General features: G+C 33.1%; 30 protein-coding genes and 2 pseudogenes. 28 read left to right on the top strand and 4 right to left on the bottom strand.

Annotated features, from left to right (window positions below; translation table 11 throughout):
• Window positions 1-345: 345 nt before the first annotated feature.
• The 4 genes from ACOI1D_RS17700 to ACOI1D_RS17685 all read right to left on the bottom strand — a co-directional run bounded on the left by ACOI1D_RS17700 (window position 346) and on the right by ACOI1D_RS17685 (window position 2316).
• Entirely contained in the window at window positions 346-540 is a 195-nt protein-coding gene (locus ACOI1D_RS17700) for a hypothetical protein (protein WP_422503098.1), read from the bottom strand.
• A 187-nt stretch (window positions 541-727) separates the two neighbouring features.
• Window positions 728-1408 carry a Type 1 glutamine amidotransferase-like domain-containing protein gene (locus tag ACOI1D_RS17695; protein ID WP_422503096.1) on the bottom strand — a complete coding sequence of 227 codons (681 nt, stop codon included), beginning with the start codon at window positions 1406-1408 and terminating at the stop codon, window positions 728-730.
• Window positions 1409-1532: 124 nt separating this feature from the next.
• A complete protein-coding gene (locus ACOI1D_RS17690) occupies window positions 1533-1760 on the bottom strand; it encodes a hypothetical protein (protein WP_422503094.1) in 228 nt (75 codons plus the stop codon).
• A gap of 70 nt (window positions 1761-1830) precedes the next feature.
• On the bottom strand, window positions 1831-2316 hold the full coding sequence (locus ACOI1D_RS17685) for a hypothetical protein (protein WP_422503093.1): 486 nt from the start codon (window positions 2314-2316) through the stop codon (window positions 1831-1833).
• Between the two features lie 430 nt (window positions 2317-2746).
• Here ACOI1D_RS17685 and ACOI1D_RS17680 point away from each other — a divergent pair, with 430 nt between their 5' ends.
• The 28 genes and pseudogenes from ACOI1D_RS17680 (at window position 2747) to ACOI1D_RS17545 (ending at window position 17322) form a co-directional block, all read left to right on the top strand.
• Window positions 2747-3160 carry a hypothetical protein gene (locus ACOI1D_RS17680; protein WP_422503092.1) on the top strand — a complete coding sequence of 138 codons (414 nt, stop codon included), beginning with the start codon at window positions 2747-2749 and terminating at the stop codon, window positions 3158-3160.
• A gap of 261 nt (window positions 3161-3421) precedes the next feature.
• Window positions 3422-3970 (top strand): annotated as a pseudogene (locus ACOI1D_RS17675) (HAD family hydrolase); the annotation flags it as partial.
• A 244-nt stretch (window positions 3971-4214) separates the two neighbouring features.
• The gene (locus ACOI1D_RS17670) at window positions 4215-4454 is read left to right on the top strand and encodes a hypothetical protein (protein ID WP_422503090.1); all 240 of its coding nucleotides are present in this window, start codon (window positions 4215-4217) and stop codon (window positions 4452-4454) included.
• 114 nt (window positions 4455-4568) lie between these two features.
• On the top strand, window positions 4569-5039 hold the full coding sequence (locus ACOI1D_RS17665; protein ID WP_422503089.1) for a DUF4188 domain-containing protein: 471 nt from the start codon (window positions 4569-4571) through the stop codon (window positions 5037-5039).
• 121 nt (window positions 5040-5160) lie between these two features.
• On the top strand, window positions 5161-5538 hold the full coding sequence (locus ACOI1D_RS17660) for a hypothetical protein (RefSeq protein WP_422503088.1): 378 nt from the start codon (window positions 5161-5163) through the stop codon (window positions 5536-5538).
• A gap of 128 nt (window positions 5539-5666) precedes the next feature.
• A complete protein-coding gene (locus ACOI1D_RS17655; RefSeq protein WP_422503086.1) occupies window positions 5667-5837 on the top strand; it encodes a hypothetical protein in 171 nt (56 codons plus the stop codon).
• Window positions 5838-6114: 277 nt separating this feature from the next.
• The gene (locus ACOI1D_RS17650) at window positions 6115-6282 is read left to right on the top strand and encodes a hypothetical protein (protein WP_422503084.1); all 168 of its coding nucleotides are present in this window, start codon (window positions 6115-6117) and stop codon (window positions 6280-6282) included.
• 50 nt (window positions 6283-6332) lie between these two features.
• Window positions 6333-6506 carry a hypothetical protein gene (locus tag ACOI1D_RS17645; RefSeq protein ID WP_422503083.1) on the top strand — a complete coding sequence of 58 codons (174 nt, stop codon included), beginning with the start codon at window positions 6333-6335 and terminating at the stop codon, window positions 6504-6506.
• 131 nt (window positions 6507-6637) lie between these two features.
• Window positions 6638-7048, top strand: coding sequence for an RDD family protein (locus tag ACOI1D_RS17640; RefSeq protein WP_422503081.1), 411 nt, complete (start codon window positions 6638-6640; stop codon window positions 7046-7048).
• 126 nt (window positions 7049-7174) lie between these two features.
• Window positions 7175-7687: a YobA family protein gene (locus tag ACOI1D_RS17635; protein WP_422503079.1), complete on the top strand. Its 513-nt coding sequence runs from the start codon at window positions 7175-7177 to the stop codon at window positions 7685-7687.
• A gap of 157 nt (window positions 7688-7844) precedes the next feature.
• Window positions 7845-8552: a DNA alkylation repair protein gene (locus ACOI1D_RS17630; protein WP_422503078.1), complete on the top strand. Its 708-nt coding sequence runs from the start codon at window positions 7845-7847 to the stop codon at window positions 8550-8552.
• Between the two features lie 153 nt (window positions 8553-8705).
• Window positions 8706-8900, top strand: coding sequence for a hypothetical protein (locus ACOI1D_RS17625; RefSeq protein WP_422503076.1), 195 nt, complete (start codon window positions 8706-8708; stop codon window positions 8898-8900).
• Window positions 8894-9316, top strand: a complete 423-nt coding sequence (locus tag ACOI1D_RS17620; RefSeq protein ID WP_422503075.1) for a hypothetical protein — start codon at window positions 8894-8896, stop codon at window positions 9314-9316. Before ACOI1D_RS17625 ends, ACOI1D_RS17620 begins: the two co-directional genes overlap by 7 nt.
• A 128-nt stretch (window positions 9317-9444) precedes the next feature.
• Window positions 9445-9597: a hypothetical protein gene (locus ACOI1D_RS17615; RefSeq protein ID WP_422503074.1), complete on the top strand. Its 153-nt coding sequence runs from the start codon at window positions 9445-9447 to the stop codon at window positions 9595-9597.
• Window positions 9598-9821: 224 nt separating this feature from the next.
• A complete protein-coding gene (locus tag ACOI1D_RS17610) occupies window positions 9822-9977 on the top strand; it encodes a hypothetical protein (RefSeq protein WP_422503073.1) in 156 nt (51 codons plus the stop codon).
• A gap of 134 nt (window positions 9978-10111) precedes the next feature.
• Window positions 10112-10642 carry an NUDIX hydrolase gene (locus tag ACOI1D_RS17605; RefSeq protein ID WP_422503072.1) on the top strand — a complete coding sequence of 177 codons (531 nt, stop codon included), beginning with the start codon at window positions 10112-10114 and terminating at the stop codon, window positions 10640-10642.
• 217 nt (window positions 10643-10859) lie between these two features.
• Entirely contained in the window at window positions 10860-11168 is a 309-nt protein-coding gene (locus ACOI1D_RS17600; protein ID WP_422503071.1) for a hypothetical protein, read from the top strand.
• 342 nt (window positions 11169-11510) lie between these two features.
• The gene (locus ACOI1D_RS17595) at window positions 11511-11633 is read left to right on the top strand and encodes a hypothetical protein (RefSeq protein WP_422503070.1); all 123 of its coding nucleotides are present in this window, start codon (window positions 11511-11513) and stop codon (window positions 11631-11633) included.
• 103 nt (window positions 11634-11736) lie between these two features.
• Window positions 11737-11952: a hypothetical protein gene (locus tag ACOI1D_RS17590; protein ID WP_422503069.1), complete on the top strand. Its 216-nt coding sequence runs from the start codon at window positions 11737-11739 to the stop codon at window positions 11950-11952.
• Window positions 11953-12166: 214 nt separating this feature from the next.
• A pseudogene (locus tag ACOI1D_RS17585) lies at window positions 12167-12728 on the top strand (GNAT family N-acetyltransferase).
• Between the two features lie 16 nt (window positions 12729-12744).
• Window positions 12745-13131 carry a VOC family protein gene (locus tag ACOI1D_RS17580; RefSeq protein ID WP_422503067.1) on the top strand — a complete coding sequence of 129 codons (387 nt, stop codon included), beginning with the start codon at window positions 12745-12747 and terminating at the stop codon, window positions 13129-13131.
• 230 nt (window positions 13132-13361) lie between these two features.
• A complete protein-coding gene (locus ACOI1D_RS17575; RefSeq protein ID WP_422503066.1) occupies window positions 13362-13760 on the top strand; it encodes a GNAT family N-acetyltransferase in 399 nt (132 codons plus the stop codon).
• Window positions 13761-13983: 223 nt separating this feature from the next.
• On the top strand, window positions 13984-14391 hold the full coding sequence (locus tag ACOI1D_RS17570) for a DUF4362 domain-containing protein (protein WP_422503064.1): 408 nt from the start codon (window positions 13984-13986) through the stop codon (window positions 14389-14391).
• Window positions 14357-14749 (top strand): hypothetical protein, encoded by a 393-nt coding sequence (locus ACOI1D_RS17565; protein WP_422503099.1) that lies wholly within the window; start codon window positions 14357-14359, stop codon window positions 14747-14749. Before ACOI1D_RS17570 ends, ACOI1D_RS17565 begins: the two co-directional genes overlap by 35 nt.
• Before the next feature lie 46 nt (window positions 14750-14795).
• On the top strand, window positions 14796-15152 hold the full coding sequence (locus tag ACOI1D_RS17560) for a cupin (RefSeq protein ID WP_422503063.1): 357 nt from the start codon (window positions 14796-14798) through the stop codon (window positions 15150-15152).
• A gap of 72 nt (window positions 15153-15224) precedes the next feature.
• Window positions 15225-16127 (top strand): alpha/beta fold hydrolase, encoded by a 903-nt coding sequence (locus ACOI1D_RS17555; RefSeq protein WP_422503061.1) that lies wholly within the window; start codon window positions 15225-15227, stop codon window positions 16125-16127.
• A 131-nt stretch (window positions 16128-16258) separates the two neighbouring features.
• Window positions 16259-16732 carry a GNAT family N-acetyltransferase gene (locus tag ACOI1D_RS17550; protein WP_422503060.1) on the top strand — a complete coding sequence of 158 codons (474 nt, stop codon included), beginning with the start codon at window positions 16259-16261 and terminating at the stop codon, window positions 16730-16732.
• A gap of 185 nt (window positions 16733-16917) precedes the next feature.
• Entirely contained in the window at window positions 16918-17322 is a 405-nt protein-coding gene (locus ACOI1D_RS17545) for a hypothetical protein (RefSeq protein ID WP_422503058.1), read from the top strand.
• Window positions 17323-17411: the final 89 nt, after the last annotated feature.

Below are 17411 nucleotides of genomic sequence, written 5' to 3'. Positions count from 1 at the left end.
AGGTGTAAGAACTAAATACAGACTAAATGGTAATGACCACACAAAAGCAACTAACAAGAATGATGGTTTAGATGTAATAGAAGCAATGATCGCTAAACAGGCTGGAAGTAACAGCATAAAAAATGTTGTTAACACAGGTTCAGCCTCATTTGGATTTGAGTAAGGATTATAAAAGTTTAGCACCATCCACAAAATTACGCTGGAAAACCCTCCGATAATCCCTAAAAACTTTGAAGTATTTTTAATTTTAATCATCCTTCCTTTTTAAACAATTCTGCGTCTTTAGCACAAGAAGCCATTATTGAACAATCGCACCCGTTTATTTAAGTTTGTCGATGAGGAAATCTATTTGTTTTGATTTCCATAAAGCCTGGTACTCAAGTAAATAAATAAGCCTCCAATTAAGACGGCAATGAAGTAATAAATTTCTAACCCTAAATCTACACCCGCTGGAACTGACTGTTCCGTAGAGATACCAAAAATCAGAGTACCTACTATGATTGCTATACCTACGATTAGCAAAAACCATTTTAAGAACATACTAATTTTTCACCCCCTTCAATTTCCCTATACATCATTTCATCCACATTCATTTTTTCACTATCCTGCTGCGTTAATTTAAGTACATCTTTTCACATATTTATCTTAACATAAAATTCCAATAATTCTTCAAATACAAAAATAGGACCGCCGTAATGGACGATCCCTTGTTAAACTCTTGCACCCGTTAGCTTAACAAGGTTCCTGGTTGAATTACTTTCTTATTTTCCTCACCAAACAAATAAGCTGGCTGGGTTCCAATTACTTTTATAACTTCATCATCTATAAATAACGCCGTTTCTTCTGGTAATGAGATAACTGGATTTTTATAGTGAGATATATAATCACTAATTAGAGTATCGTTTTCAACTTTGTAGTGGCACCATATTGAATAATTTTTAACAAGACCTAAACCATAAAATTCTTTTAAGCCAGCATGGTTGGAATCCACATGAGAACAAGTCCTTATATTTTCTCCAAATATAATTGCACCTGCACTACCACCGTATATAGTTCCGCCTTTTGCTAAATATTCTTTTAAAACGTTCGTGAAAAATGTTTCATTAAAATCATTTAATAGGCTGAATGTATTACCACCACCTATATATACTGCCGAAAATGGCATTAAAGCTTCGACACTCTTATTATTTAGCTCACTTTCAGTCCACATCGTAATATCCTCTATTCCAAGTGGATTAAAAACACCGTTTATCCAATTGAAGCAAGAATCATAAGGAATAGAGTTCGTATCCATTGCAATGGGGATGTATAACAATGGTTTTTCCTTGTCAATTAAACTTGCAAATTCTTTATCAATTGATAGGGATTGTTCAGCATCTCCGCCTCCAGCAAGAATCAATTTACCCATAAGAATTCCCACCTTCTATAATTTTTCTTATTCCACTATCCTGCTGCTATAGTTGAACAAGCAAGCATTCTTTATTCAAAGAAAGCACCCTTTACTTCAATAATTTTTTTCATATTCAGTAGGTTTAGTCTTCATCTTTTTTTAAAACCTTCTTTACTCCTAAAGCAATAAGTACACCTATAACGCCAGCTATACTCATAGAGACAATATTGCTCCAGTCTACTTCTCCGTTTTGCCACAGGCTTAATGTAAATTCAGCTACCATTACACCAATAATCCAAAAAATACAAAAAATAAAAAAAAACAAAAAACCCCCCCTAAATAGTGATTTTGCTTTATCGTTTTTGTTCAACAAACCTGCACCTATAGTTGAACAAGAGTGCAATCCCTTATTCAAGGAAAGTACCCTTTAGTTGAATTGCTTATTTAACTGTTACAATTTCATCAAAAGATATTCCTAAATAACTGTATTTTATATTTACTTTTTCTATCACTTTGTTATGGACAACATTAATTCCATAACTTTTATCATCAGTTGTATCTGTACCATTATTTACTTTTTCTAACTGTGCAGAAGGGGCTGAATCAGGTTTGATTGTTACATTCTCAATATCGTGTATTCCGTATTCTTTTGCCTCTTCATCGAAAGTGTCAGTTAAAATAAAGCCCTTTAATGGATTACTAACCTGCATTTTTAAATTTAATGGTTCTTCATTACCATTCACCAACACATCATCAACCTTCACTTCACTAAAACCTTTATTTCCAATTTCCACAAGAACTGCATTATGGTCGTTTGTCGCACCAATAGTTCCACTAACTAATGGTGGATTAAATTTAATAAAAGAAAAAATTCCAATTAAAATTACGACAATACTTATAATAGAAATCATGATGATTTTTCTCAATTTGCTCACCCCTCCTTGTAAAAATTTTACCATCTAAATCCATCATACTTGTTAAAGTATTCTGCGGCGTTAGTTTAAGTGTAATTGTTCACAATCCCTGTATTAATTTTAACATAACTATTCAGAATACCTTGTAAAATCAAGTAAATAAATAGTTAATTGTTAGTTTTCACCGACAAAATGTACAGCAAATTGCTTACTAATTTTGCGACTGAAAATGTTAGGGTACAATTTACAATACAAATTTAATGCAGTTTCCATAAGAAATCATTTTAGATTGCATTTTTAATGTTTGCGATAGGTAACGGAACCCGTTACTAATCGAAGGTCCATTTTTTTGCGGAAAATAAATAGAATTTTATGTTAAAATTTTGTAGAGGTTTTCGAGCAAAAAACAGAGGTTAATTGTTTTAAAATATGGGGGGATTGAATGAAACGATTTTTATATTATTTTGTTTGGACAATTATTATTGGAATTATAGTTTACTTGGGAATAAAGTATCAAATTCATTTAGGAGAAGAAGCAAAAAGGGAATTTAAAATGTTGCCTGTCGTGAGATTTACCACCATATTCCCTATTATTATTGGGCTATCCCTACGATTACCTAAATTGATTATTGAAGTCAAAGAAAAAAGGCAATGGACATTTGACTGGATTAAGGTTGTCGCTATCGGACTACCAACTCTTTATATAGCGGCATTACCGATCTTATCTACAACATCTCTTGGAGAAAATTTATTTTTGATCAAAGAAATAATGCTGATTAGAAGCTCCACACTAATAACAACAGCAGGTATTGTTTTTGGATATATTTTATTGGACAGTTTAAAACATAAAAGTTAGTGAAAATTGTTTTTTGATGAAGCGAAGTTTTTCTAGATCTTGGGGAACTTAACAGGGGGGGATAAATCGGCAAACTTTAAACTTAAACTTAAAATGGTGAAGTCAAACGTAAGGGAAAGTAACCCTGAAATAACAAAAATAGAAGCAACCTTGGGATGGTCAGAAATATAGAGTTTGGACTAATGGTAACGGAGAACTCAATGACAAATTAATCTTGGAGTGACCCTGAGGTTATAAGTTTTTTATGAGGAGAGAACAGAAATGTCTCAAGCACTAATCTTTGATATGGATGGAACAATATTTCAAACAGATAAAATTTTAGAATTATCACTAGATGAAACTTTTGATCATTTACGATCACTGAATAGATGGAATACAGCAACCCCAATAGATGAATACCGTGAAATTATGGGTGTACCTTTGCCAAAGGTTTGGGAAACTTTATTGCCTAATCATTCCAACGAGGTAAGAGAGCAAACTGATGCTTATTTTCTGGGCAAATTAGTTGGAAATATAAGAATTGGGAGCGGCGCTTTATACCCTAATGTAAAAGAAGTCTTCAGTTATTTAAAAGAGAATAACTGTGCAATTTACATAGCAAGTAATGGTTTAACGGATTATCTAAAAGCAATTGTGAGCTATTATAATCTTGATAATTGGGTTACTGAGACATTTAGTATCCAACAAATAGACTCATTGAATAAATCGGACTTAGTTCAAAGTATTATAAAAAAGTATGGTATTACCAATGCGGCAGTAGTAGGAGATCGTCTATCAGATATAAATGCAGCTAAAGACAATGGTTTAGTTTGAACTGCAAACCATATTACATAGATTAAATAACTAGCTTGTTAAACATATACGAGGTAATGGAATGAAAAATTAAGCAGTACTCAGATGTAGGGGGATATATGGGAACTTTAATTTTATCTGGTGGAGGAAATGCTGAACAAACATTAGAAATTAACCAGTATTTTGTGCAGGGGAGATATTTTATCTTGAGAAACTATAAAAAAGGTTAGGTAGGATAGTTATGATTAGAGAACGCCTTAGTATGACCGCATTTATATTGTTTATTTTGACTATGTTAATCCACCCAATTTTAATGAAATATTTTGGAGTGCCAGGTGGAATAGCATTTTATATAATGTTGTCTGGATTTCTATTTTCATTAATGTTAGCTGTTTTTGGTAAGGGGATTTTTAGAGTAGTAACATTAATTTTTTTAGCCATATTGCTAATACCTGGACTGTTACTATCTATTGGATTAGGTTTTGCTATGAGCGGATTTTGAATCTGAAAATATACACTTAACGAGTGCAACAAAAAGTTGTCGATTTTGGCAGCTCACACTGTGCTTAAGCAGAAAGTTAGCAATAAGGGATTATGATTACCTGGAGGGGTTAATTTGAGTAAGAAAATTTATGACGGTAGGTTTATTGCAAATGCTGATGAGAGTTTGGTCTTATTTATAATAGGAATACGTATAAACAAGATTTTATCTTTTACAAAGTGGATACCAGTATTCACAGCAATGAGACCAATGATTAACGAATTATATCAAAATCCTGAATTGGGTTTCTTTCATACTGAATTTTTGTTTAGTTGGCGAGGGGTAACGCTAATCCAATATTGGACGAACTTTGAAGCTCTGGAGGCATATGCTCGTGGGGAAACACATTCTACAGCTTGGAGAAATTTCAATAGTAAAATTAAAGATGACGGTAGTGTAGGGATATATCACGAGACTTATAAAGTCCAAAAGAATGAATCAGAAGCTATATATAACAATATGCCAAAGTTTGGTCTTTCCAATGTTTTCTCCCACATGCCAGTATCTTCAAATACAAATACAGCAAGACATAGAATGGGTAAATAATAACTGTTCTTGTATTACTTATACTTATACTTAGCTAACGGTTGCTTTCCTTTAACAAGGAATTTGCCACCCTTTTTCCACTAAATCAGCAGTTTAGGGAAAAACATTGGAGGTGAAAACTTTGAAGAAACACATAAAGGGTATTGGTTTGGTAACAGCAATTATCATCTCTTTAACCTTAACAGGTTGTGGAAACAAGTCATTAAGTGGGGAATCTGAAAATTGGATAGGGCGATACACAGGTACTGAGGAAGATAATGAGAGGGTTAGATCATTTGAATTGATTCCTAAGGATAAGGATGAAATCTCGGTACCTATAACTTATAGCATTATCGCTGAAAAAGACGATGTTAACTTAGAAGGTACAATGAAGATGGATACGGATCATTTACCCGTGAAAACGACATGTTCCGATTGTAGGGTGGCACTTAAAAGTGAAGAAGTCGTTATAAAACTAAAATGGGATGGGGAAGAGGAGACGTTGGTTTTAAAAAAGTAAGGAGACTCAATACTATTAAAGGAAAGGGTGCAAGAGTTGGAGAAGAGTTTGTGCGATAGCTTCTTTTTCTTATTGTGCTAAATCAGCAGGATAGTGGAAGAAGAATTTTAACACAAGGGGGAGTAATAATGCGTTTATCACTATTAGGAGTTTCTATATCTCTCTTCGGTATAGCCTGGATTTCAGCTTCAAGTGGCAGTTCGGTATCTTTTGGTCTTGGCATTTCATTTGTAGGTTTGTTGATTTCACTTGTTTCTTGTTTTGTAGGTGAACTAAAAAAAGTGAATCTATTAAAGTAAAGGCTGCGATTGTTAAATAGCATAATCGCTATTTAAAGCAGAGGAAGAGTTATAGAAGGGAGTTATTTATATCCTAAGAGAATAACTTGGCGTGACATTAATTTATTATGTTGAATAAGCTAAAACTTAATAGTGGTGTATACCGTAAACATTAATAGGAGTAATTGTTATTTGTTGATCACAGGCAAAGATTTGTATGTTATTTTTTACATAGGAGTAGAAAATGGGATTCAGCTTTTTTGAACATAGTTAGTAGGGTTATAAGCAAGTATAGGGCTTGTCCAAAGAATTTCCAATATTAAATAAAGGGATGGTTGTACATATGGATATTATGGAGATTTTGAATATTTCTCAACAAAGTTTCATTATTAGTCTTGTTGTAGGAGGTATTATTGTTATTGCTGTTGCAATAGCTATCTCGGTTGCTTCATTTGACGGAGAATAACGTGAGTTAAATCATTAGGGTAGTTGAAATTGTAAGTATAGGAGGGTGCTATGAATATAAGAGGCAGTATACTAAGAGTTATATTCTCCGGTTTAACAGCAGGAGTTTTATCTTATATTCTTAACAAACTAGTTGATCATGAAATCATTGAAAACATTGGGTTTTTTATTATTGTCATTTCTGTTGTAATAATTTTTTCTTCAAAAGGAGAAAAAACTGCTTAGTAATCTTTGATTCTTATTACACCAACAGGTAATTTCGATGAATTATGATTTACACTTCTTGTTCAACTATGGCAGCTAGTGTTAACAATAAATTTTTATGAAAAATACTTTATAACAAAGGAGAGAAGTATTTGGAGAGTTATGCTGGATTTGGTAAAAGACTATTAGCCAGGTTTTTAGATGTTAGCATCTTTTCAATTCTGATTGGAGTTTTATTTTACTTTTTTACAGATGACTCCAGTATTGCTTTGAATAAAGGATTGATTTGGGATTTATTTTACACATTATACTTAATTGTTATCCCTGTATTATGGGCTGGATATATTATGGGTAAACGAATTTGTAATATCAAATTAAAACGAACAGATGGTGACAATGTTAAACTTTCCAATACTGTTTTAAGGGAGTTTGTAGGTTTTCACCTTATTGGTATTGTCACGTTTGGAATATCCCTAATAGTAAGTGTTTTTATGGTTATATTTCGGGAAGACAAAAGAGCAATTCACGATATAATAGCTGGAACTTATGTAAGTGAAAAGTAATTCTAACCAAATTCAAATTAACATTGTGAACAATCCAACTTAATGTAAAGTGTGCAAGGATGAAATAACAAAAAACCAATTGGTATTCCACTAACGCCGCAGCTTAGGAAGAAAAGGAGGGGGTTAATGCTAAAAACTGTCCTTTTAATACTATCTTTTGTGATGATATTAGTCGGGTGTGGTAATGATGATACCAATGAATATAATGGGAAGCCAGGAATCACTGGCTATGTTATGGATAAAAAGGAACAAAGAATTTTAGTTGTAAGCCAAGAAGTCAAGGATTTTAGTGAGAGTGGTGGAACGAAAGAATTTTATGACGCCGTTTGGGCAAACGAAGCACCAAATGATGTAATGGTGGGAGAACAAGTAAGCGTCTGGTTTAAGGGAGAAGTAGAAACCTCATACCCTGGTCAAACATCTGTTGGGAAATTAGAAGTTAAAACAAGTTATACTCCTGAAGATGCAACACTTTCCGACGCTGAAGCCTTAAATAAAGCCTTAAACCAGAATGAAGTTGGAAATGAAATTTTAACTGTCCAATCCATTTCATATGATGCTAAAAAAGATGAGTGGTCCATTAGTTTAAAAAATACTAATAATTATAAGGAATATAAGATTCAAATAGAAGAAAAGTAAAATTATGAACAATAGATTATTGCATTAACTTGCATTTCCTACAATAAGAATTTGCATCACCCCCTTGTTCAACTATAGAAGCAGATGACTTGAAAAGAATATAAATTAGTTCTTTCAATAAAGCGGGTATTAGTATTAAGAAAGGAAGTACAAAACTATGGATTTCCAAACAGTTATGCGGGAGCTTGAAGCCTTGGGTAAGGAACGAACAAAAAAAATATATATATCTAATGGTGCACATGATCCCCTTTTTGGCGTGGCTACAGGTGCTATGAAACCAATCGTAAAGAAGATCAAAATAAATCAAGGTTTAGCTGAGGAGCTTTATGCTACAGGTAACTATGATGCAATGTATTTTGCAGGTATTATTGCAGACCCAAAAGCCATGACAGAGTCAGATTTTGACGCTTGGATAGAAACGGCATATTTTTATATGCTGTCCGATTATGTAGTAGCAGTAACACTATCTGAGTCGGATATTGCACAGGACGTTGCCGATAAATGGATTGCAAGCGGTGAGGAGCTCAAAATGTCAGCGGGATGGAGTTGTTACTGTTGGCTTTTAGGGAATCGCCCAGATAATATTTTCTCTGAAAGTAAGATTTCTAACATGCTTGATATCGTGAAAAATGAGATTCATAATTCGCCAGAAAGAACCAAATCTGCCATGAATAATTTTCTATACACTGTGGGGGTTTCCTATTTACCACTAAATGAAAAGGCAGTTGAAACCGCAATGGAAGTAGGTACAGTAGAAGTTAAGCGGGAAAAGAAGAAAAGCAGCTTCCTAAACGCTTACGACAGTATTAAAAAAGAAATGGATAAAGGAAAGCTGGGTTTTAAACGCAAACATGTAAGGTGTTAATTATTGGGGGTTGATCCAAGTTGGATTGACGCTCTTTTTATTGAAGTTACTAAACTAACGAAGCTGTTTAGTGAAATTAGCGGGCAATTCTTAATAACAAAAAGGCATTTCTTGCAGGTTAGTGGAATGAAAAAACTAAGGTGGTGAGATACATTGAAAAGGTTTTATGTAATTGTAAGTATTGCTTTTCTCCTGATTAGTGTTGGTTGTTCTAATAAAAACGAACCTGAGGCACCTACTATATCAATAAAATCAGACTCTGAGTATGTGAATACTTTTAAGGACTTAAACTTAGGGGTTGTACTTGATTTCTACTTTTATTTACCAAATGCTGATAAAAGATGGTGAATCTTTGGGTTGAAAGTTACAAGGATGGAAAAAAAGATTCTCAGCCATTAACGCAATTATCCTACGGCAACAGTCCGAAAGAAGTTAGTGAAGGGCATTTGGGGTTTGGAATGGTAAATCCGAACTCAGAAGACACTTTAGTTTTTCTTTATGGACCTAGTGTAAGAACTCAACCATCAATAATTGAAAAGGAATTTCAGACTAATGGTTCCTGGGATTATGCAATAGGGAAAGAAGAAATAAAATTAAAGTTAGGAGAAACTAAAATATTAGCAGCTTACAGAGAAACAGAAGGTAATTCAAAGCGAACTCTTGATTTACATGATGAGAAATCAGTAAATAGAATAATTAAACAAAATAAAACGGTACTATTATTAAAGCTAAAGGTAGAAGAAAGAAATGCGAACCATAACTAAATGGGGATTTAGCCAACATGAGAAGCAATGTCCATAAGCTGATGGCGGTTTCCCTGAATAATCCTTACACCACTAATATGGTAGGTTTGTAACAACATTAAAAAAGTCACGCTGAAGAAGTTTTAACATTGGACCCTGATGCTGGTACAGAATTCAAAAATGAGATGGCGAATAAACTTCCAGTTAGTGCAAAGATCTTTTCAGCTAAGGGAAGAGGAGATATTTTAATTGTTGAATCAGAAGGGCAAATATTGAAATACCTTGCGATTGTTGAAGGATAAGTGATTTTGTCTATATCGAGTATCGAAATAGTAGCTTATGAGATTGAACAATTATTTTAAGCTAGTGATAAATTCTCTTAGAAAGCGAAGAAAATCGACAGCCTAATAGAATTAAATCAGAAATTGTGTCTATGGTATCTTGTTTTAGATAATGAACCTCAAATGCCAACCACGGTAGTGTTAACAGTAATTAGAATGATGAATTGCCAATGGGGAGGATGATTATGAGTAAGGTACTTGGTACTTTTAAGAATATGTTTCTAGATTTAATCGCAATGGGTAAAGGTTTTGTCTATGGATTTGTAATGGTAGGGTTATGTATTGCAATTTGTGGTGCTTTGATATACGGATTTCAGTTTCTTAAAAATCTCATATATTAGTCAGGTTAAAAACTAAGGGGGATGGGCTTGAAGAAGAGTTACCAATAAGAAAAAGGATTAGGTAATTTAAGAACAAAGATTGAAGCAGATTTATTCAATAAAGAGGCAAGAGTAAACAGAAAGGAGATGATGGAATGTATAAATACACGATTTGTTTAATAAGAAAAGGAGAAAGAATACTCCTCTTAAATAGAAATAAAAAGCCGACCATGGGATTGTGGAATGGTGTTGGGGGTAAAATCGAGGAAAATGAGACCCCATATGAAGGAGTCATTAGAGAAACGTTTGAGGAAACGGCTATTCAGCTTGATAGTGTTACTTATAAAGGAAATGTCATCTTTAAAGATAAGGATGAGATTGAGGATAATGAAGGGATGTATGTCTTTATTGCTGATTTACCAGATGAAGCACATATTGCTACCCCCTTACATACTGACGAAGGTATTTTAGAATGGAAGTCAATTGATTGGATATTAGATGATGATAATAGGGGAGTTATTAGCAATTTAAAAAAATATCTACCAAGAATATTAGAAGATGATAACAATTTAGAGCATACATTTATTTATGAAAACCACACTATTGTTGATTACATAACTTCTATACTTTCTGAAAATGATATGAATAAACGATATGAAAAACATCTTGTTTCCAATCGAGTATGATGCAAATATTTATTGAGGGTTGAAGGGTACAAGTTTAAATTATAAGGACATTTAACAAGGGTCGTCTACTAAGGCGATCCATTTTTTTATTTGAAAAATTATTGGAATTTTATGTTAGAATGAACATGCGAACAGATGTAATTAAAATTAACGCAGCAGAATCCCTTTAAAAAGGATTATGGACTGATACGTGAAATTTATATAAAGGGTGGATTACATGAGTGGCATAGATATTGCAATGGCTATATATGTTATTTTTATGATTGTAGCAACCTTTGTAAGTTTTAAATATGCTTCTACGATGATTAGGAAAACGGGATTGTTTCTACCACAAACTCTAATTGCAGGAACTATCAATTTAGGATTAGGTGTATTTGCAATAATAGGATGGTTTTTCTTCGCTTGGGGCGTAAATGAATTTTTGTTCTTTGGAGGTTTGGTTTTAGGTATAGGTTTATTAGTTGTAGGTGAAGCCGTTTTAATTACAACCTTATTTTTAATTCGAAATAAATTAACAGAACAATAAGAGTCTAGCGGGTAGCGATTCTAGAATAGGGATTTGTCCCTCTGTATAACTTAAAGGCATTTAAAATTGAAGAAAAAAATAGAAAACGTAAGGAGAGGAATAATGCTTTATACTTTTTTAGTTGTTATAGCTTCTCTGATTTTAGGGTTTATACTGTACCAAGTTCCACCAGTTCAAAGTATCTTTGAACACACAGACCTTTCAGGAATGTTTCAAATTTCTAACTTTATAATTTTGATTATTGTCTTATATTTGTTATTGAAAAAACATGGTTAATAATTAAACAAACTGTTGCTTTCCTTGAACAAAGAACAACCTATAATTTAAAAAGGAGTGAGTTTAATGGGGTGGACGATTATAATAGTTATTGCTTATCTGCCAATTTTTTATAGGATTCATAAACGACTCGATTATCTAGAAAAGGAAGTAAGTAGATTAAACGGTGAGAATGATTTGTTTAAGTAAAGGGTAGATTTACTTCAATAAGATACCGTATGCTTGTTCAACTATAGCCGAAGCATTGTTTAACAAGGGTTATATTCAGTGGTGTAGAAATAGGGGGTGAAGAATGAAAAAAGAACCTCGAAGATTAAAGAAGTTGGTACTTACATTTAGCGTGTTATTACTTTTTTTAGTTTTTGCGGTTTTAACAAACCCAACGAAAGATGACTACCTAAAGTTTAATGAAGCTGAAACTGGAATTCCTATACCTGAAAGTGTACGAATAGCAGAGGCAAATTTTTTCTTTTTTCACTATATGCTCCTGCACCAAAGAACACAATAGACGAATATGGCATAGTTCAATTAGGCTTTATGGGACACTTTTTTAATATAACAAATGGACAATATGACGATTCAATATGGAAAGATTTCTTAAAGTAACGGGTGCTTTCCTTTAGTAAGGCAAGCGCCCTTGATTCACTATAGACGCAGGATAGCGGAAGAAGGATATATACTTAAAAATAAATAAAGGGGAGATTATAATCGAACACATTAAAATTTCTCTTTCAAACGAAAGGCTTTTATTAAGGGAATTTACTAATAATGATTGGATTGATGTACATAAATACGCATCACAAGATATAGTTTGTCAATATCAACCTTGGGGACCTAATACAGAAGAAGATTCGAGAAGTTTTGTTAATCAAGTGATTAAAGATTCAACCCAAGAACCAAGAACAAGATTTGTTTTTGCAATTGTATTGAATGAACAGATGATTGGTGCTGGGGAGTTTAACATTAGAGACTTTACTAACAAAATTGGAGAAGTCGCCTATATTGTAAATCCAAAATATTGGGGGAAAAGGCATAGCAACAGATGTTGCTAAGTTATTGATTGGTTTTGGTTTTGAAGAACTTAAACTTCATCGGATATATGCTACTTGTGACCCTGGAAACATTGGATCATCAAAAGTATTGGAAAAAGTCGGAATGACAAAGGAAGGAAGAAGCCGTCAAGATTTGTTAATGAAAGATGGTTGGCGAGATTCTTTACTATATAGTGTTTTGGCACACGAATGGAAAAATATAACTAATCATAGAAATAATAAAACTTTTTAATCTGAGGGGTGTAAATTTGGAGTTTCGTGAGTTTGGTTTAATCTTGTTCGCCGAACGTTATGAAGAATGTATTGCTTTTTATAGAGACGTTTTACAGTTGAAGGTAAGAAACGTTAAAGATACACTTGTATCTTTTGAACTCCCAAATGGGTATCTTATGGTTGAACAGGGCGGTGTTGGGAAAAATCAAGAAAAATTAAGAGAGCAAAATCCCAATGTACTTCGTTTTGACGTCCAATCCCTAAATTCTATTATGAATGAATTAGAAGAACGAGGTGTTTGTTTTTCAAAGAAGAATTTAAAATTTGATTGGGGTACTATTTCAGTTTTTAATGATCCAGATGGAAATCGTATTGAATTAGGAGAAATCAACAATACAAGTGGTTCGTATATCAAAAATTAATGTAATTGTTGTTCAACTATTGGCTGCAAGTGTTTAACAAGGAGTTGTCGATGCGGCAGCTACCATTGTGCTAAAGAGACAGTTTAGTGAAAGAAGAGAAAAATGATTTGAGGTGTAATATGAATATAAGAAAAGCAGTTCCAGATGATGCTAAAGGCGTTGCAAAAGTGCAAGTTGGCAGTTAGAAAACCACATATAAGAATATTATTCCCGATAAGTATTTAAACCAAATGACGTATGAGAGCAGAGAACAAAAATGGAAAGACATAATCTCTAACCAAGTAGTATATGCCGCTGAAACTAATGATGGGAAAATTATTGGTTTCTCTAACGGAGGCACAGAGAGGTCAGGTAAATATCCTAAGTATAACGGTGAATTATATGCAATCTATATATTAGAAGCTCATCAAAGAAAGGGAATAGGTAAATTATTGCTTGAACCTATCATTGAAAATTTAAAACAAAAAGATATACTTTCTATGACGGCTTTAGTCTTAGAAGAAAACAATTCTCGATCATTTTACGAGTTTCTTGGAGCAAAAAAGATTGATACTGTAGAGATAGAGATTTTCGGAAAAAAGCTAAATGAACTTGTTTATGGTTGGGAAGATATTAGAACAATAATTTAATTATGTTATTCAACTGTTGGGTGCAAGAATTGAAGATGCCGAGGGGACTTTTGATTTAGGTCCTATTTTTTTTGAGGAGAATAAATGGAATTTTATGTTAAAATGAATATGGGAGCTATTGTGCTAACGCAGCAGGATAATTTAATAACTCAATATTTGACCTAAAAGAGTTGTAACCCGTCTAATTCGTTAAACAGGTTTAAGTTATGGAGGTGGTAAAATTTTGCGGGGAACTTTAATGCTCGTATTTATAATAATTTTATCAATGTTAATTTCCTGTCAACAAGTGAAAGAAGGTGACGTGACGGTCAATCAAGGTGGAGAAATCAGAAATTTAGATAAATTTAAAAACTTCATTGAAAATGTTGAAAATGATGATAAAGACACAGTGCGCATCGCAAGATATACTACTGAAGGGGACCCAATATTCCTTACTTTAGAGTATAACGGGGAAAATATTAAATATACTTATGATAATTCACAAGATGAATATGCAGGTTCTGATAAAAGAGAAAAAAGTACAACTTGCGCTAATCTTGTAAGTAGCAACAATGAAGATGGTATTGAGTACCATTTAAGCGACTGTTATTCTGATTTTGGAAATTACTTTGATTTTAATATACCAGAATAATTTTCTCACTACTATATTAGAAAAACAAAAGGATGTGTACTCCACTAAAGGTGCAAGTGTTGCAAAAGATTTACTAGGAAGTTGCAGATGCAATTTAGTTTTAGAGAGGAGTTTTGTGAAAATGGGATTGTTTAGGATGCTTTTTTCTAAATATAAGAATTTGGTATACACAGCATTTGGAAATGAAAAATATTTTAAAATTGCTGGCAAACTTAAAGAAGACGGAGTTCCATACCAAACAGTTATAGTGAGAAATCCAAATGTAAATCAAACCATCGGTCACAGCGATAATACTCAATATGATATTTATGTTAAAGAAGGAGATAAACACAAAGCACAGCATTCTATCCATAAATAAAATTTGGCGAAAGTAGAATAGTACCAAATTTTTTAGGAGGCACATAATGGAGTTTTATAAATTCGATAAATATAGTGGGAAAGCGATTTTGAAATTCAATTCAGATTTTATTATGTCTCGTATTATTCAAACTGAAAAGGTTACTCATATAGGATGTATGCACTTAGAAGAAAATGGTGTTATAGGCTACCACCAAGCAGTGACACCTCAACTTCTCTTGATTATGAATGGTAAAGGATATGTTCGAGGTGAACCAGAAGAATATTTCAAGGTTCAGCTGGGAGATGCTATATTTTGGAAGAAGGATGAATGGCATGAAACTAAAACAGATAAAGGGTTAACTGCTATAGTGGTTGAAAGTGAAGAATTAAATCCATCATTATTCATGTCTACGAAGAACTAGACTTTGTTCCACTAACTGGTGCTTTTCTTTAATATGGTAACTTTTAACTGTAATGAAGGGTAGGGATCTCTAATGAATAATAAGTACGGTAACTTTGCTTCAGTCAAAAAAAGTTACGGATTTATAGAAAGTAACAACTATAAAACATATTATGAAGTTCATACTCCGAATAAACATTTTGCAGATTCAGCCCCAGTAATTCTATTGGCAGGTGGACCTGGGCTTTCTTACACGACTTTAACTCCCCTTTTAAGATTAGCTGAAACAAGACCCGTCATCGTTTACGACCAAATAGATAGTGGAAAATCAACTAGGTCAGAACAGTTCACTTCCCTAAATATTAGTGACTATATAGAACAATTTAATAGTGTTATGAACGAGGTTGGAGTAAATAAATATCATATCCTAGGTCATTCTTGGGGAACCATTTTAGGAGTTAATATTGCTTTACAATACCCAGAAAAAATTCAAAGCTTAATTTTGCATAGTGGTATAGCAGACTGGACGAAATGCCTTGAGGCTAGGAAAAGGTTTGAAATAGAACAATTTACTGATGATTTATTAAGGATCTTCAAGAAGTTAAGGGAAGGTATTAAAGTATCATCTGATGAAAAAGAGATAGCAACCAAAAGGTTTAATAGCTTATATTATTGTAGAGTTGATTATCCTGCATATTTACTTGAAGCGTTAAATGATAAGGACACAGGAACAAATCAGTTAATTTGGAATGGAGAAAAAAATCCAGATATGACTAATTACAATATTTCTCCTAGGTTAGAAGAAATTGAATGCCCCACACTAATTATTAGTGGTATGTATGATGGAATTTCCGTAGGGCAAGCTGACCTGTTTAGGGCTGGTATTAAAAATAGTCAACATATAGAATTACAGAATTCTTCTCACTATGCTCATATAGAAGATGAAATTGAGTTTTTGGAACAAGTGAAAAACTTCATTGTTGAGATTAGCGCATAAAGTTTTTCTTACGCTAACGGGTACTTTCCTTCAATAAGGAATTGCCACCCTTGTTCCACTAACGCAGCTGTTTAATGGCAAATGGCATATGGAAAGAAACAAAAAGATAAGCGTAAAGGGGTTAGATAAGTATGGAACTTACTATTAGAAGAAGAACAAAAGAAGATATCAATGAGTTCATTACCTGGACGTATGAGGGAATATATTCTTTTTATGATAACAATATTCAAAAAGAAAAAATTGAAGGATTTAAGCAAAGTGTTCATTCAGAAAGAGCATTTTCAGTGATTGACGAGAAAGAAAATTTAATAGGAAATTGTGAGTTTTTTAATGTAGAAGAAGATGGAGAAGAAATATTAGCAGTTGGGGTTCAAATGAAGCCCTCATTAACAGGAAAGGGATACGGTTCAAAATTTGTTAAAGCAACCATTGAACAAGGAAAAGAACTACTAAAGTTTAATCATTTGGAACTGGCAGTAGTAGACTTTAATGAACGAGCCATAAAAACATATGAAAAAGAAGGATTTATTAAGAAAGGCGAATTCCAAAATGAAATAAGAGGCAATACATACAACTTTATCATTATGGCTAAAGCTTGGGAATAGAATTTGCTAATCAACAATCGGGTGCAAGAGTTTAACAAGGAATCGTCCATTACGGCGGTCCTATTTTTGTGTTTGAAGAATCATTGGAATTTTATGTTAAAATAAATTTGTGAACAGATGTACTTAAATTAACGCAGCAGGTTAGTTGAAGATAAATAGAAGCGAGATATAAAGGGGAAATCAAAATGAAGCGATTTTTAGGTTATTTCAGTTTAACAGTTGTTATCGGTGCTTTATCTTACCTCGGTACAAGGTATCAGGTCCTTTTAGAAAAAGAAGTGGATACGTACTATCAAATTCTACCAGTTTTAGTTTATAGCACTATATTTCCTATTGTTATTGGATTTTTCCTGCGATTACCTAAGTTAATGAATGAGATGAAGGAAAAAAAGCGATGGACATTTGATTGGGTGAAAATTGTTGCGCTTACATTACCAGCACTTTGTATAACAATGTTACCGCTCTTGTCATACATTTTTGGTATGAATCTGATTATGGCAAACGAACTATTTGTATTAAATGAACCAACCTATGCAAAAATAGCTGGAATTGTTTTTGGTTACAGCTTATTGGATAGCTTGAAAAAGTAGGTGTTCTTGAGCTAACGGGTGCGTTAGCTTTATAAACCAAATCAAAAAAAATCGGTTCCTAAACGTTGTAAGGAACCGATTTTACTATG

Source organism: Virgibacillus sp. DJP39 (assembly GCF_049310925.1).
In the GTDB taxonomy this organism is placed as follows: Bacteria; Bacillota; Bacilli; order Bacillales; family Amphibacillaceae; genus Virgibacillus_F.
The sequence above is the reverse complement of the archived record's forward strand: the minus strand, read 5'-3'. Positions and strand labels throughout refer to the sequence as shown.

Bases quoted from the DNA above. Each gene is read 5' to 3' on its own strand.
- ACOI1D_RS17700 (WP_422503098.1), bottom strand. From the start codon at position 540: ATGTTCTTAAAATGGTTTTTGCTAATCGTAGGTATAGCAATCATAGTA.
- ACOI1D_RS17695 (WP_422503096.1), bottom strand. From the start codon at position 1,408: ATGGGTAAATTGATTCTTGCTGGAGGCGGAGATGCTGAACAATCCCTA.
- ACOI1D_RS17680 (WP_422503092.1), top strand. From the start codon at position 2,747: ATGAAACGATTTTTATATTATTTTGTTTGGACAATTATTATTGGAATT.
- ACOI1D_RS17670 (WP_422503090.1), top strand. From the start codon at position 4,215: ATGACCGCATTTATATTGTTTATTTTGACTATGTTAATCCACCCAATT.
- ACOI1D_RS17655 (WP_422503086.1), top strand. From the start codon at position 5,667: ATGCGTTTATCACTATTAGGAGTTTCTATATCTCTCTTCGGTATAGCC.
- ACOI1D_RS17645 (WP_422503083.1), top strand. From the start codon at position 6,333: ATGAATATAAGAGGCAGTATACTAAGAGTTATATTCTCCGGTTTAACA.
- ACOI1D_RS17635 (WP_422503079.1), top strand. From the start codon at position 7,175: ATGCTAAAAACTGTCCTTTTAATACTATCTTTTGTGATGATATTAGTC.
- ACOI1D_RS17630 (WP_422503078.1), top strand. From the start codon at position 7,845: ATGGATTTCCAAACAGTTATGCGGGAGCTTGAAGCCTTGGGTAAGGAA.
- ACOI1D_RS17620 (WP_422503075.1), top strand. From the start codon at position 8,894: ATGGTGAATCTTTGGGTTGAAAGTTACAAGGATGGAAAAAAAGATTCT.
- ACOI1D_RS17610 (WP_422503073.1), top strand. From the start codon at position 9,822: ATGAGTAAGGTACTTGGTACTTTTAAGAATATGTTTCTAGATTTAATC.
- ACOI1D_RS17605 (WP_422503072.1), top strand. From the start codon at position 10,112: ATGTATAAATACACGATTTGTTTAATAAGAAAAGGAGAAAGAATACTC.
- ACOI1D_RS17600 (WP_422503071.1), top strand. From the start codon at position 10,860: ATGAGTGGCATAGATATTGCAATGGCTATATATGTTATTTTTATGATT.
- ACOI1D_RS17595 (WP_422503070.1), top strand. From the start codon at position 11,511: ATGGGGTGGACGATTATAATAGTTATTGCTTATCTGCCAATTTTTTAT.
- ACOI1D_RS17590 (WP_422503069.1), top strand. From the start codon at position 11,737: ATGAAAAAAGAACCTCGAAGATTAAAGAAGTTGGTACTTACATTTAGC.
- ACOI1D_RS17575 (WP_422503066.1), top strand. From the start codon at position 13,362: ATGACGTATGAGAGCAGAGAACAAAAATGGAAAGACATAATCTCTAAC.
- ACOI1D_RS17560 (WP_422503063.1), top strand. From the start codon at position 14,796: ATGGAGTTTTATAAATTCGATAAATATAGTGGGAAAGCGATTTTGAAA.
- ACOI1D_RS17555 (WP_422503061.1), top strand. From the start codon at position 15,225: ATGAATAATAAGTACGGTAACTTTGCTTCAGTCAAAAAAAGTTACGGA.
- ACOI1D_RS17550 (WP_422503060.1), top strand. From the start codon at position 16,259: ATGGAACTTACTATTAGAAGAAGAACAAAAGAAGATATCAATGAGTTC.
- ACOI1D_RS17545 (WP_422503058.1), top strand. From the start codon at position 16,918: ATGAAGCGATTTTTAGGTTATTTCAGTTTAACAGTTGTTATCGGTGCT.